General features: G+C 73.1%; 11 protein-coding genes. 3 read left to right on the top strand and 8 right to left on the bottom strand.

Going from position 1 to position 13,359, the window contains the following annotated elements:
• Nucleotides 1-258 precede the first annotated feature (258 nt).
• Nucleotides 259-657, top strand: a complete 399-nt coding sequence (locus tag ACIPW5_RS24380) for a VOC family protein (RefSeq protein ID WP_401248613.1) — start codon at nucleotides 259-261, stop codon at nucleotides 655-657.
• Between the two features lie 17 nt (nucleotides 658-674).
• On the opposite strand, the gene ACIPW5_RS24375 is transcribed toward ACIPW5_RS24380, so the two are convergent.
• Nucleotides 675-980 carry a hypothetical protein gene (locus tag ACIPW5_RS24375; protein WP_401248610.1) on the bottom strand — a complete coding sequence of 102 codons (306 nt, stop codon included), beginning with the start codon at nucleotides 978-980 and terminating at the stop codon, nucleotides 675-677.
• Nucleotides 981-1,142: 162 nt separating this feature from the next.
• The gene (locus ACIPW5_RS24370; protein ID WP_401248607.1) at nucleotides 1,143-2,738 is read right to left on the bottom strand and encodes an APC family permease; all 1,596 of its coding nucleotides are present in this window, start codon (nucleotides 2,736-2,738) and stop codon (nucleotides 1,143-1,145) included.
• 365 nt (nucleotides 2,739-3,103) lie between these two features.
• Here ACIPW5_RS24370 and ACIPW5_RS24365 point away from each other — a divergent pair, with 365 nt between their 5' ends.
• On the top strand, nucleotides 3,104-4,957 hold the full coding sequence (locus ACIPW5_RS24365) for a hypothetical protein (protein WP_401248604.1): 1,854 nt from the start codon (nucleotides 3,104-3,106) through the stop codon (nucleotides 4,955-4,957).
• Nucleotides 4,958-5,029: 72 nt separating this feature from the next.
• Here the strand turns inward: ACIPW5_RS24365 and ACIPW5_RS24360 are convergent, their stop codons facing one another.
• The 5 genes from ACIPW5_RS24360 to ACIPW5_RS24340 all read right to left on the bottom strand — a co-directional run bounded on the left by ACIPW5_RS24360 (nucleotide 5,030) and on the right by ACIPW5_RS24340 (nucleotide 11,567).
• Entirely contained in the window at nucleotides 5,030-6,499 is a 1,470-nt protein-coding gene (locus ACIPW5_RS24360; protein ID WP_401248601.1) for an aldehyde dehydrogenase family protein, read from the bottom strand.
• Entirely contained in the window at nucleotides 6,496-8,235 is a 1,740-nt protein-coding gene (locus ACIPW5_RS24355; protein WP_401248599.1) for an amidohydrolase family protein, read from the bottom strand. Before ACIPW5_RS24355 ends, ACIPW5_RS24360 begins: the two co-directional genes overlap by 4 nt.
• Before the next feature lie 328 nt (nucleotides 8,236-8,563).
• Nucleotides 8,564-9,691 carry an LLM class flavin-dependent oxidoreductase gene (locus tag ACIPW5_RS24350; protein ID WP_401248596.1) on the bottom strand — a complete coding sequence of 376 codons (1,128 nt, stop codon included), beginning with the start codon at nucleotides 9,689-9,691 and terminating at the stop codon, nucleotides 8,564-8,566.
• A gap of 121 nt (nucleotides 9,692-9,812) precedes the next feature.
• Nucleotides 9,813-10,610 carry an SDR family NAD(P)-dependent oxidoreductase gene (locus ACIPW5_RS24345; protein ID WP_401248594.1) on the bottom strand — a complete coding sequence of 266 codons (798 nt, stop codon included), beginning with the start codon at nucleotides 10,608-10,610 and terminating at the stop codon, nucleotides 9,813-9,815.
• Nucleotides 10,611-10,619: 9 nt separating this feature from the next.
• Nucleotides 10,620-11,567 (bottom strand): LLM class F420-dependent oxidoreductase, encoded by a 948-nt coding sequence (locus ACIPW5_RS24340; RefSeq protein ID WP_401248591.1) that lies wholly within the window; start codon nucleotides 11,565-11,567, stop codon nucleotides 10,620-10,622.
• Nucleotides 11,568-11,744: 177 nt separating this feature from the next.
• Here ACIPW5_RS24340 and ACIPW5_RS24335 point away from each other — a divergent pair, with 177 nt between their 5' ends.
• Nucleotides 11,745-12,410, top strand: a complete 666-nt coding sequence (locus tag ACIPW5_RS24335) for a hypothetical protein (RefSeq protein ID WP_401248588.1) — start codon at nucleotides 11,745-11,747, stop codon at nucleotides 12,408-12,410.
• Here ACIPW5_RS24335 and ACIPW5_RS24330 read toward each other — a convergent pair.
• Nucleotides 12,382-13,293 (bottom strand): L,D-transpeptidase family protein, encoded by a 912-nt coding sequence (locus ACIPW5_RS24330; RefSeq protein ID WP_401248585.1) that lies wholly within the window; start codon nucleotides 13,291-13,293, stop codon nucleotides 12,382-12,384. The two genes, ACIPW5_RS24335 and ACIPW5_RS24330, sit on opposite strands and share 29 nt — an antisense overlap.
• Nucleotides 13,294-13,359: the final 66 nt, after the last annotated feature.

Genomic DNA, 13,359 nt, shown 5'->3' with positions numbered 1-13,359 from the left:
TGTCAAGGGTGGCCGAAGGCCATCGCGAAGCGACGCGACGAAGGAGCGCCCTTGACAGGCCGGCCCGACACGGAAGGACGATGGACTGCCGGGAAGCCCCCAAACCTTCTCTGATCCGGCCCATGGGGCTACCGCCCCCAGCCGGCCCACCCGCACCGTGGGAGGCGGGTGGGCAGCCACCGCCCGGCCACGCGGGGTCGAGGGGGAGATGGCGGGCCCGCGCCGCAAGCCCCGTACCCCCTCGCCTACGCTCCCGGGATGATCAACTCACAGACCCATGTCCGTGTCACCCGTCCCTCGCGGGACCTGGAGGCCGCCGAGCGGTTCTACGTCGAGGGGCTCGGGCTCGACGTCGTGTGGCGGAGTACGGAGCGCGTGCCCGGGGAGCACGACCTGTTGATGGTCGGGCCGGCCGGGGGCGGGTGGCACTTCGAGCTAACGCTCGACCCCGAGGACCCGGTCGAGCCGTCCCCCACCGTGGACGACCTGTTCGTGGTCTACCTGGGCGAGGCCCCCGACGAGGAGCTGGTGCGCCGTCTCGTCGAGTGCGGCGGGATCCGGGTCCCGTCGCACAACCCGTACTGGGACGAGTACGGGGTGACGATCGCCGATCCGGACGGCTACCGGCTCGTGCTCTGCTCCCGCACCTGGGGCTGAGCGGGCCGCCGCCCGGCCTAGCCCTTCACCTTCGGCGCGTCCGGGACGCCCGCGTCCAGGGCGCTGCCGGCGCCCGCCAGGGAGCTGTTGGTGGAGTTGGCCGCGCTGCCGACGGCCGCGCCGGTGATGGCGACGGCGGTCCGGGTGTCGTCCATCGCCTGGCCGGGGTGGTTGACGATCCCGACGACGCGCTTGACGGGGGGCTGGCCCCCGAGGGTGGCCCCCTCGCCCCCGTCGGCGGCGTGGGCGGTGAGCGGGGTGAGTGCGAGTGCGGCGCCGCCGGTGAGGGCCAGGGCGGTGAGGGTGCGCTTCATTGCCTTCATGCCCCGCCCAACGACCCCCCGCAGCCCGGGTCACCACCTCAGGGGCCCGTTCCGCGCATCGGATGACCCGGGTCCGGGTACGACGACGGCCCCGGATCGGGGGATCGATCCGGGGCCGCGGGCCGTGACACAGCAGGTGGCGGGGGTGGGACGGTCAGCCGGTCAGTCCTCCACCACCAGGGCGGGGGTGGACTTCGTCAGGACCTCGCCGCGGAAGAAGGCGGGGCTGCGGCGTTCGGTGACGAACATGACGACCAGGCCGAGGGCCAGCAGGCCGACGCCGATGACGAAGACGCTGCCGACGCCGAGCACGTCGGACCCGGAGCCGTAGGAGGGGTCCCAGGCGTCCATCAGGGTCTTGACGAAGACCGCCGCGAGCAGCAGGCCGCCGAGGACCGGGAAGACGCCCTTGAAGAACAGGTCCCGCGCGGAGCGGCGCAGGTCGCCGCGGAAGTACCAGGCGCAGGCGAAGGCGGTCAGCGAGTAGTAGAAGCAGATCATCAGGCCGAGCGCGAAGATCGTGTCGGTGAGGACGTTCTCGCTGACCAGGGTCATCACCGTGTAGAAGGCGCCGGTCGCGATGCCCGCCATGACGGTGGCGCGGCCGGGGGTCTTGAACTTGGGGTGGACCTTGGCGTAGGAGGGCGGCAGGGCCTCGTACGTGGACATGGCCAGCACGGTGCGCGCCACCGGGATGAAGGTGGTCTGCAGGGAGGCGGCGGCCGAGGCGAGCACGGCGACGAAGAGCAGGATGCCGAGGACCGGGCCCATGACGGGGCCGGCGAGGGCGGCGAAGACGTTGCCGGAGGTCTCGGGGTTGCCGAGGCCGAGGCCTTCGGCGCCGGAGCCGACGGCCATCTGGGCGGCGAAGCCGGTGGCCAGGTAGGAGCCGACGAGGACGACCATCGCGATGAGGGAGGCGCGGCCGGGGGTCTTGGCCGAGCCGGTGGTCTCCTCGTTGGTCGCCAGGCAGGCGTCCCAGCCCCAGTACATGAAGATCGAGAGGGAGAGTCCGGCGGTGAAGGCGCCCATGGACTCGACCGCGAAGGGGTTCATCCACTGCCAGGAGAAGTCCAGGCCGGTGTCGAAGGTGCCTGCGGAGGCCTTCTGGAGGGCCATGGCGACGAAGATCGCGAGGACGACGAGCTGGAGGCCGACCAGGGTGTACTGGACGCCCTTGGTGGCGGTCATGCCGCGGTAGCTGATGGCGGTGGCGACGGCGATCAGCGTCAGGCAGGTGGCGATGTGGACGAGTTTGTTCTCGTCGAGGGCGGCGATCGACGGGTTGCCCGTGATCTCGCCGGCCAGCAGCCAGAAGTAGGAGGTGGCGACGCCCGCGAGGTTGGAGAGCACGATGATCGTGGCGATCACCAGGCCCCACCCGCACATCCAGCCGATCCGCGGGCCGAAGGCCTTGACGGTCCAGGTGAACGAGGTGCCGCAGTCCGGCATGGCCTTGTTGAGCTCGCGGTAGGCGAAGGCCACGAGGAGCATCGGGAGGAAGCCGGCCAGGAAGACCGCCGGCATCTGGACGCCGACCTCGCCCGCGGTGGAGCCGAGGGTGGAGGTCAGGCAGTAGACGGGGGCGACGGTGGAGATGCCGATGACGGCGCTGCCCAGCAGGCCGACGGAGCCCTTGCCGAGGCCCTTGCCGCGGACGTCGCCCGCGTCCCCGGTCCCGGTCGTGTTCCCGGCGCCGCCCTCGGCGACGCCGCTTACCGTGTCTCCGACCGGAGGCCGCATGTCCAGCTGTGTCATGGGTCAGGACGGTAGATGCTGCGGTTTCCTGATCCGGAAGACTTAAGTCCAATAATCCACAAGCCTAAATTCCTTGGATTACGAAGATCAGATCCGTTCATGAACTCGCAATACAAGGTTCACTGAGGCGACCATCCATGGTTCGAGAGGCATCGAGACAGGGGTTCCGGAATGCGGAAACCGCAGGAGTACCCCATATGTCCGTTTCAAAACTTTCCCGTGCCAATTTCCGGAGCCCCCGGAACCCGCCCCAGACCCCCGAACGAGCCCCAAACGACTGCGCCGCGTGAAAACCACTGGACGGCCCGTGACCACCCCTGGCAGGCTCCCGGCATGACCTACGGAATCGAGTCCCACCCCGCCCGGTGAGCGCCCGCGACGAGCGGACGCCGCTCACTCCCGGAGCCTCCCTGTACGACTACGTCCTGTTCCGCCGGGGCGTCGACCCCGCCGCACCCGTCCCGCCCCGCGGCTACCCGGTCCCCGACGGACCCGACGGACCGGCGGAGCCACCGCCCGCCCGCCCCCGGCTCGCCTGGGACCGGGTGCAGCAGGAGGTCACCGCCGCCCTCGCCGGCCCGCTGGCCGATCCGGACCCCGTCCGGGCCGCCGAGGCCGTCCACCGCGCCACCGGCCTGCTCCGGCTGCCGGACCGCACCGTCCGCGCGGTGGCCACCCGGATGCCGCTGGACGACGAGACCGCCGCCCGGGCCACCGCCCGCCTGCTGACCCGGACCGGCACCTCCCTCGGCGCCGTCGGCGTCGGCGTCGCCCTCCTGATCCGCCTCGGGGAACCCGAGGACGTGCCCTGCCTCAAGGCCCTCGGGCTGCTCCGCGGACTGACCCGGCCGGCCGCGGCCGCCCTCGACCCCCTCGACCGGCAGGCGGCCGCCCTGCTCCTGCTGACCGCGACCGACCGCGACCGGACCCTGACCCCGCTGATCGACGCGGCCGCGGCGGGCTCCCACGACGAGGCGGGAGACGACGCGGGCGACGCCGCCGAAGGCGACAACCGCCCCGTCCGGGACGCCCTGGTCGCCCTCGTCGCCGCACCCGACTGGATCTCCACCGTCCACTGGCAGGCCCGCCGGGTCGCCGAGGCCGCCCGCCTCGACGCCCTCCTGCGCGCCCACCCGGACGACGCCGGGCTCGTCACCGCCGCCGGACGGCTGCTGCACGCCATGGCCGCCCAGTACAACACCCGCGCCGACCTCCTCGACTACGGCCCGGCCGCGGAGGCGTACCGCACCGTGGCCCGGCGGGCGGGCCTGCCCGGACCGGCCCTCGACCACCAGGCACTCCTGCTCTCCCTCGCCCAGGACCTCGACAGCGGCGCGGGCGCACTGCTCGACTGGCCGCCCGGCGAACGGGAGGCCCTGCTCGACCTCCTCCGACGGCACCTGGGCACCGAACCCCCGCCCGGACCCCACGACCGGCGCGCCGCCTGGCTCGCCCGCAACCGCACCCGCCCCTTCCGGCACCCCGCACCGCACCCGCCCCTGCGCATCGAGGTGGTCGCCGGCGACCCCGGGGGCCACCCCGCCGTCGAGACGCGGATCCTGATCGACGGCCGGCCCCTCGTACCGGCCCTCTTCGGCAGCGGCCCGGCCCACCCGCCCGAGCACCTCCTCGACACCGGCGACCTGCTCCCGGGCCCCGAACCGCGCGAGGTGCAGCTCGCCGAGGCGGACTGCACCGAGGGCTGCTGCGGCGCCCTCCACGTCACCGTCCGCCGCGACGGCGACGAGGTCGTCTGGGACGGCTGGCGCGGGGCGACCGGCCCGCCCCCGCCGCAGCTCCGCTTCGACGCGGCCGCCTACGGGGCCGAGGTCCGGCGCGCCCGGGACGACGAGTCCTGGGCCTGGTCGGCCCGGCGCACCGCCCGGCGGATCACCGCGGCCCTGCGGCAGCGGCCGCAGCTGCGCGCCCGCTGGGACCTCCGGTGGATCCGGGCCGACACGGACTGGCAGGACCCGGACACCGTGAAGGTGCTCTTCGGCCACCGGCCCGCCCCGGCCACCCCGCCGGGACCGGGCGAGGACCCCGGCCCGGGCCTGTTCTTCGAATGGCGGCTGCCCGACGACGGCCGCCCGCCCGAGGTGCAGGCCGCGGCAGCGGTGGAACGGCTGGAGGAGGCCGACCCGAAGACGTACGCCGCCGTGGTCGGCGGGAGCCGGGAGCTCGCCGAGTCCCTCGGCTACGCCTGGCCGCAGCCGTAAGGAGCCGCAGCCGTGAGAAGGGGAGGGCCCGGGGCGGTGGTGTCCGCCCCGGGCCCTCCCCCTCCCCACCCCTCAGGTCGTCCAGACCAGCGACTGCACCTCGCTGTAGGCGTGCAGCGCGTACGAGCCCACGTCCCGTCCGACCCCCGACCGTTTGAACCCGCCGAACGGGGCCTCCATGTTGCGGCCAATCGTGTTGACCCCGACCCCGCCCGAACGCAGCCGCCGCGCCACCCGGAAGGCCCGCGCCGCGTCCCCCGACCACACGTAGCCGATCAGCCCGAAGTCGCTGTCGTTCGCCAGCCGGACGGCCTCCTCCTCGTCCCCGTCGAACGGCACCACCACCACGACCGGCCCGAAGATCTCCTCCCGCACCACCCGCATGTCGTTCGTGCAGTCCACCAGCAGCGTCGGCGCCACGTAGAACCCGCGGCCGTCGCCGACCACCGGGCGCTCCCCGCCGTACGCGATCCGCGCGCCCTCCTTGCGGCCCAGCTCCACGTACGACTCCACCCGGTCGCGGTGCGCGGCCGAGATCACCGGGCCGACCACCGTGCCCCGCTCCCCCGGGTCGCCGACCTTCATGAACGCCAGATAGCCGAGCAGCTTCTCCACCAGCGGCCCGTACACCGACCGGTGGACGATCACCCGGGTGGGCGCGGTGCAGATCTGGCCGCTGTAGAAGGAGAAGGTGGTGCCGATCCCCATCACCGCCGCGTCCAGGTCGGCGTCCTCCAGGACGACGGCCGCGCCCTTGCCGCCCAGCTCCATCAGCTGCCGCTTCATGCTCCGCCCGCACACCTCGGCGATGCGCTGCCCGACGCCCGTGGAGCCGGTGAAGGAGACCATGTCCACGTACGGGGAGTCCACGGCCGCCTCGCCGACCTCCACCGAGGCACCGGAGACCACGTTCACCACCCCGGCCGGCACCCCGGCCTCGTGCAGCGCCTCGGCCATCCGGAACACCGACAGCGGATCCTGCGGGGCCGGCTTGACCACCACCGTGTTGCCCATGGCGAGCGCCGGGGCGACCTTGCCCGCCGGGTTCGCCCACGGGTTGTTGTAGGAGGTGATGCAGGTGACCACCCCGACCGGCTGGCGGACCTCCAGCGCGCCCAGGACCGACGCCTTCCCCATCGGGCCGGCCTCGGTGACCTGCGGCGGGATCCCCTTCTCCACCGGCTCCAGGGCGCCCTTCGCGTACCGCCGGAAGCGGGACACGCCGACGCCGACCTGCATCCCGCGGGCGATGCCCGTCGGCGCGCCCGTCTCCGCCCGGGCGAGCTCCGCCCACGGTTCGAACTCCCGCTGGATGACGTCCGCGGCCCGGTCGAGGATCGCCGCGCGCTCCTCGGGGGCCGTACGGGACCAGGAGCCGAAGGCCTCGGCGGCAGCGCGGGCCGCCTCCTCGACCTGGGCGCGGGAGGCCTCCGGGGCCAGGCCGACGACGGACTCGTCGGCCGGGTTCACCACCTCGTAGTGACCGCCGTCGGGCTCGACCCACTCGCCGCCGATGTAGAGGCGCTGCGTTCCCCCGCTCATCGGGTGCTCACCGTCCTCGTGTCGCGGCCGGAGCGCAGCACGGCCCCGGGGACCGCGCCGGTCACCTCGTCGTCGCGGATGGTCTCGACCCCGTTGACGCGTACGGACACCACCCCGATCGCCCGCGCGTCCAGCCGGGGGCTGTCGCCGGGCAGGTCGTGGACGAGGGTCGCCGGGCCCGCGTCGATGCGCTCGGGGTCGAAGAGGACCAGGTCCGCGTGGAAGCCCTCGGCGATCCGGCCGCGCTCGCGCAGCCCGAACAGCCGGGCCGGGTCGTCGGTGAGCATCCGTACCGCCTGCTCCAGCGGGACCAGCTTGCGGCCGCGCAGGCAGTCGCCGAGGAACCGGGTCGTGTACGGGGCCCCGCACATCCGGTCCAGGTGCGCGCCGGCGTCCGATCCGCCGAGCATGACGTCCTCGTGCTGCCAGGTCTCGGCGCGCAGGGCCCAGGTGGCGGGGTCGTTGTCGGTGGGCATGGGCCACAGGACGGTGCGCAGCCCGTCGTTGGCGCAGATCTCCACGAGGCACTGGAAGGCGTCCTGGCCGCGCTCGGCGGCGATGTCGCCGACGACGCGTCCGCCGAGCCCCTCGTTCTCCTTGCTGTACGTGTCGCCGATGACGTACCGCCCGAAGTTCGCGAGGCGCCGGAACACGCCGGCTTCCTTGCTGTCGGCGCGGCGCAGCATCGCGGCGCGCACGTCCGGGTCGCGGAGCTTCGCGATCCGCTCGGGGACGGGGAGCGCGAGGACCTCGCCCCAGCCGGGGATGAGGTTGAGGGCGCAGAAGGTGCCGAGGGACATGTTCATGGGGGTGAGGATCGGCATGGTCAGCGCGACGATCCGGCCGCCGGACTTGCGGGCGCGCTCGCTGGGCACGAGCTGGCGCGGGACGCGCTCGGGGACGGCGGCGTCGATGGTGAGGACGTTCCAGTTGAGGGGCCGGCCGGCGGCGGCGCTCATCTCCACGAAGAGGTCGATCTCGTCGTCGGAGAACTGGTCGAGGCAGCCGGCGACGATGGCTTCGAGCTGGGTGCCCTCGTGTTCGCCGACGGCGCGGGAGAGCGCGAGGAGCTCGGCGGGCTTCGCGTGCCGGGAGGCGACGGGGGCGCCGGCGCCGTCGGAGTGGGTGGAGGACTGGGTGGTGGACAGCCCCCAGGCGCCCGCGTCCATGGCCTCGTGGAGGAGGGCCAGCATCTGCTCCATCTGGGCGGGGGTCGGCTGCCCGCCGACGGCGTCCTCGCCCATGACGTGCCGGCGCAGGGCGCAGTGGCCGACCATGAAACCGGCGTTGACGGCGATGCGGCCTTCGAGGGCGTCGAGGTACTCGCCGAAGGTGGACCAGGTCCAGTCGACGCCTTCTTCGAGGGCGGCTAGGGCCATGCCCTCGACCCTGCTCATCATGCGGCGGGTGTAGTCGGCGTCCTCGGGGCGGGCGGGGTTGAGGGGCGCGAGGGTGAACCCGCAGTTGCCGCCGGCGACGGTGGTGACGCCGTGGTTCATGGAGGGGGTGGCGTAGGGGTCCCAGAAGAGCTGGGCGTCGTAGTGGGTGTGCGGGTCGACGAACCCGGGGGTGAGGACGAGGCCGGTGGCGTCCTCGGTGGTCGCCGCCGCCGCCGCTTCCGTGCCGGGTTTCGCTATGAGGGCGATGCGGCCGCCCTTGATCCCGACGTCGGCGGTGTACGCGGGGGCGCCGGTGCCGTCGACGACGGTCGCTCCGCGGATGAGGTGGTCGAGCATGCGGTCCCCTCCTGGGTGGTTCGCCGTTGCCGTTGCCGTTGCCGTTGCCCTGGCCGGGCCTGTCCTGTCTTGCCCCTCCTTCGCCGGGGGCGTCTCCCGTCGGGGGCCGTACCCGCCGGGGGGGTGCGGCCCTGCGGGGCTGTCCCCTACCCGCCCTTCCACCGTTCCCTGGGGCTCCGCCCCAGACCCCGCGCCTCAAACGCCGGCGAGGCTGAAATCAGCCCCGCCGGCGTTTGAGGCGCGGGCGCGGTAGCGCCGTAAGGGTCCGGGCGCAGCCCGGGGAACGGTGGAAGGGCGGGTAGGGGACCCGCACCGTGCGAGCGGCGCGTCAGGAGGTGGCGGCCTGGCGGAAGCGGGTCGTGCGGTGGACCGGGTCGGTGTCGATGTGCGGGATGACGTGCTCCCCGATCAGCTTGATCGTCGTCATCGTGTCCTCGTACGACACCCCGGTCGGCAGTCCGAAGGACAACTGGTCCGCCCCCGCCTGCTCCCACCGCTTGCACTGCGCCCGGACCTCCGCCGGGTCACCGCAGATCAGCAGCTCCTCCGCGATGAGCAGTTCGATGATCTCCGCGTTGTACTCCGGCAGGGTCTCGGGCCACTGCGGGATCGCCTCCGGCCGCGGGAAGGTGTCGTGGTAGCGGAACACCAGCGACTGGAAGCGGTTCATGTTCGCGTTGACGGCGATCTCCACCGCCTTCTCGTGCGTCTCGGCGCAGATCGCCGTCGAGGTGACCATCACGTTGTCGTTCACGAAGGCGCCGATCGCCTTCGCCTCCTGGATCGCCGTCTTGTACTGCTCCAGCACCCACTCCATGTCGGAGACCTTCTGGACGCTGAAGCCCAGGACGCCCAGGCCCTTCTTCGCGGCCATGGCGTACGAGGAGGGCGAGCCTGCGGCGTACCACATGGCCGGGTGGGCCTTGCCGTACGGCTTGGGGAAGATCTTGCGCGGCGGGAGCGACCAGTGCTTGCCCTGGAAGCCCTCGTACTCCTCCTGGAGGAACATCTTGGGGAATTCCGCGATGGTCTCCTCCCAGATCTCCTTGGTGTGGTTCATGTCCGTGATGCCGGGCAGGAAGCCGAGGATCTCGTGGCTGCCCGCGCCGCGTCCGGTGCCGAACTCGAAGCGGCCCTTGGAGAGGTGGTCGAGCATGGTGACCTTCTCGGCCACCTTCACCGGGTGGTTGACCGGGGCGAGCGGGTTGAAGATGCCGGAGCCGAGGTGGATGCGTTCGGTGGCGGCGGCGAGGTAGCCGAGGAAGACCTCGTTGGCGGAGAGGTGGGAGTACTCCTCCAGGAAGTGGTGCTCCGAGGCCCAGGCGTACTTGAAGCCGGACTTGTCGGCCTGGATGACGTACTGGGTCTCCTCGAGCAGCGCCTTGTGCTCCGCCTCGGGGTCGACCTTGGACCGCGCCTCAGGCACGTATCCCTGCACGAAGAGCCCGAATTCCAAGGGGGTTCACCGTCCTTAGGTTTCTGACGTTGCGTCAGATTCGATGGGTCCGACTGTTCCACCGCCGGTGCGGGGCCGTCAAGACGCCCGCACGGCCTTACCTGACGCGCCGTCAGAAATCTCAGAGGATGCTGACTCCCGCCATCCAGCCGCCGTCCGCCACGAACGGCTGGCCGGTGATGTAGGAGGAGTCGTCGCCGGTCAGGAACAGGGCGAGCTTCGCAATCTCCTCCGGCCGGCCCACCCGCCCCAGCGGCACCACCCGCTTGTACAGCTCGGCCATCGCGTCCCTGGCCTCGTCCGTCATCCCCGCCGGGTCGAGCAGCCCGGGGTTCGCCATCGGGGTGTCCACCGCGCCCGGGCACATGGCGTTGACCCGGATGTTCTTCGCGGCCAGCTCCAGCGCCGCCACCCGCGTCAGCCCGAGGACCGCCGCCTTGGTCGCCGCGTACGCGCCCACGTACGCCATGCCCGTCAGGCCGGTGTAGGAGGAGGTGTTGACGATGGTCCCGCCGCCGGCCTCCGCGATCTCCGGGGCGAGCGCCCTGATGCCGAGGAAGGCGCCGACCTGGTTGACCTCGACCACCTGGCGGAACTCCTCCAGCGGGGTCGAGGCCAGCTCGTTGAAGCGCAGGATGCCCGCGTTGTTGACCAGCCCGTCGATCCTGCCGAAGGCCTCCTTCGCCGCGGCCACGGCCGCCGCCCAGTCCTCCTCCCGGCTCACGTCCAGGCGTACGTACCGCACCCGGTCCGCGCCCGCCTCCGCGGCGATCTCCTGCGCCACGGCGGCGCCCTGCTCGTCCAGCACGTCGCCCAGCAGCAGCCTCGCGCCCTCGGCGGCGAAGAGACGGGCCTCCTGCTCGCCCTGGCCGCGCGCCGCACCGGTGATGACGACGACGCGCCCGTCCAGCTTGCCCATCGGATACCCCTAGTCGTTGAGGAGCGGAGCCACCTCGGCCCCGAAAGCGGCGATCTGGTCGACGAGTTCGGCGCGGTCCCGATTGCGGAAGCGGACCTGGATCTGGTCCACGCCCAGCGCCGCGTACCCCCGGAGGGACTCGGCGAGTACCTCCGCCTTGCCGGTCAGGGTCCGGCGGCCGGTGTCCCAGCCGGGCTCGCCCACGTACAGCGGCTCGGTGATCGCGCCGACCTCGAACGGCCCCTCGACCCCGGCCGCCTCCCGCAGCTCGCGGATCCGGGCGACCTGCCCCGGGATCCGCTCGCGCGGGTCGCCCTGCGGGAGCCAGCCGTCGCCGCGCACGGCGGCCCGGCGCACCGCCGCCGGGGAGGAGCCGCCGACCCAGACCGGAACCCGCTCCTGCGCGGGCCGGGGCAGCTGACCGAGGTCCCGGAAGGAGAACCGCTCGCCCTCGAACTCCGGGTACTCCTCGGGGCCCAGCGCCGCGCGCAGCGCGTCCAGGCTCTCGTCCAGGACGGCCCCGCGGCGCTCGAAGTCGACGCCGAGCACCTCGAACTCCTCCTGGACGTGCCCGGCCCCGACCCCGAGGACCAGCCGGCCCCCGGAGAGGTGGTCGAGGGTCGCGTACTGCTTGGCGGTGAGCAGCGGGTGGCGCAGGCCGACGATCGCGACGTGGCTCAGCAGCCGCACCCGTTCGGTGATCCCGGCCAGGAAGGCCAGGGTGGCCACCGGGTCGTACCAGACGGTGCTCATGGGGCCCGCGAGGCGGCGCGGGATGGCCACGTGGTCGCAGGTGGCCACGTACCCGAAGCCGGCCCGGTCGGCGGCGCGGGCCACCTCCACGAGGTCGGCCGCGCCGGCCGAGGCCTCCCAGGGCTCGGCGTAGATGGTGCTCTGCGACTGGACCGGGAGCTGCATCCCGTACTCCAGCCGGCCTTCCGGAAACACGCGTGCCATGGCGGCCGCCTCGCCTTCGTCTGCCGGTTCGTCGTGCGGTGCCGGGCCATCGTCGTAGCTGACGGTCCGTCAGGCAAGGGGCGGGGCGGACCGCGCGGGCGACCGGATCCCCGGACTGCGCCGCGGCCCCGGGCCGCGGGGCTGTCCGGACGCGCGGGCAGCGCCTAGGGTGCGCGGGTGGAACTGATACTGACGCTCCTCAGCGGGATCGCCTGGACCGTCGTGTACGTCGAGGCCATCCGGGTCGGGCTGCGCGACCGGACGTACGCCATGCCCGTCGCCGCGCTCGCCCTGAACTTCGCCTGGGAGGTCGTCTACGCCGCCCACGACATCGCCACCGGGCTCTCCCCGCAGGGCGTGGTCAACGTGGTGTGGGGCGTCGCCGACGCCGTGATCCTCTCCACGTACCTGCGCCACGGCCGGGCCGAGCTGCCCGCCTTCGTCACCCGGCCGCTGTTCGCCGCCTGGAGCGCCCTCGTCCTCGGCACCGGCTTCGCCGTGCAGCTGCTGTTCGTCGCGCACTTCGGAACCCACGACGCCAGCCGCTACTCGGCCTTCCTGCAGAACCTGCTGATGTCCGGCCTGTTCATCGGCATGTACGCCGCCCGGCGCGGCCCCCGCGGGCAGTCGCCGCTCATCGCCGTCGCCAAGTGGCTCGGCACCCTCGCGCCGACCGTGCTGTTCGGGGTGATCGAGCGCAACGGCTTCGTGCTCGGGCTGGGGGCGCTGTGCTCCGTCTTCGACCTCGTCTACATCGGGCTGCTGGTACGGCGGCCCGGGGCCCGTGCCGGGGCCGGTGCCGTCCCAGCCCCGGTCAAAAGCCCGCCGGACCCATCGCGATGACCGGCTTCGCCGCCGGGTCCAGGCTGCGCAGCAGCTGCTCCATCGCCGCCCTCGGCAGTCCGACGCAGCCCTGGGAGGGGCCGTCGTGGTCCACGTGGAGCCAGATGTTGCCGCCCTTGTCCTCACCCTCCGGCATGGCCGGGTCGAGCGGGGAGACCCCCTTGCGGCGGTTGTAGTCGATCGCCACGACGTAGTCGAAGGAGCCGTCCAGGGACTCCCCGTTCACACCCCGGCCCGACGGGACGAAACCGCGGTCCTGGTCGTACGCGAGCTTCGTGCCCGCCGGGGGCGGCAGCAGCCCGCCCGCGTCGGTGAGGGAGAACACGCCCTCCGGCGAGGTCAGGTCCCCGTACTCGCGGACGGTGGACCAGCCGTTGGCGCCGTTGCGGGCCGGCCAGTGCCCGGCCGCGGTCCAGTTCTTGCCGGCGGCGGTGCGGGTGAAGAAGGTGACGGTGGAGTCCGAGGAGTCCTTCGCCTTGCCCGTGACCAGCACGAGCTGACGCGAGGCCGCCGGGATCCGGGCGCGGGTCGCCGCGCTGAGGGTGTCGGGGAGGCCCTGCAGGGCGTCCGCGCGCGGGGTGCCGCGCGTGGCGTGCCCCGGCGCACCGCCCTGCGCCTGCGGCTGCTGCTTCGGGGCCGCGCCCTGCGCCTGCGGACGGGCGTCCGAACGGGCCGCCGGGACGGGCGCGCCGGGCTGTTCGTGCAGCGCGTGCAGCCAGCCGGCGGCGAAGGTCAGCAGGCCGAGGGCGGCCACGGCGATCAGGGCCTTCGGCGGCCGTCCGGCCGAAACGGAACGCCGACGGTCGGCCGCACGGGAGCCCGTACGGGGCTGCGTACGGTCACCGGTCCGGAAGCGGGAGCGGTCTCGGGCGTGCTTGCTCATCCCCCCGAAGGTACATCAGGTGATCATCGTTCCCCGCGAACGCCGGTCCCCGTCCCCCCGTCCGGC

Source organism: Streptomyces sp. NPDC090077, assembly GCF_044747545.1.
In the GTDB taxonomy this organism is placed as follows: Bacteria; Actinomycetota; Actinomycetes; order Streptomycetales; family Streptomycetaceae; genus Streptomyces.
Note: the sequence above shows the minus strand (reverse complement) of the source record. Positions and strands in the feature narration are given on the sequence as shown.

Bases quoted from the DNA above. Each gene is read 5' to 3' on its own strand.
- ACIPW5_RS24380 (WP_401248613.1), top strand. From the start codon at position 259: ATGATCAACTCACAGACCCATGTCCGTGTCACCCGTCCCTCGCGGGAC.
- ACIPW5_RS24375 (WP_401248610.1), bottom strand. From the start codon at position 980: ATGAAGGCAATGAAGCGCACCCTCACCGCCCTGGCCCTCACCGGCGGC.
- ACIPW5_RS24370 (WP_401248607.1), bottom strand. From the start codon at position 2,738: ATGACACAGCTGGACATGCGGCCTCCGGTCGGAGACACGGTAAGCGGC.
- ACIPW5_RS24360 (WP_401248601.1), bottom strand. From the start codon at position 6,499: ATGAGCGGGGGAACGCAGCGCCTCTACATCGGCGGCGAGTGGGTCGAG.
- ACIPW5_RS24355 (WP_401248599.1), bottom strand. From the start codon at position 8,235: ATGCTCGACCACCTCATCCGCGGAGCGACCGTCGTCGACGGCACCGGC.
- ACIPW5_RS24345 (WP_401248594.1), bottom strand. From the start codon at position 10,610: ATGGGCAAGCTGGACGGGCGCGTCGTCGTCATCACCGGTGCGGCGCGC.
- ACIPW5_RS24340 (WP_401248591.1), bottom strand. From the start codon at position 11,567: ATGGCACGCGTGTTTCCGGAAGGCCGGCTGGAGTACGGGATGCAGCTC.
- ACIPW5_RS24330 (WP_401248585.1), bottom strand. From the start codon at position 13,293: ATGAGCAAGCACGCCCGAGACCGCTCCCGCTTCCGGACCGGTGACCGT.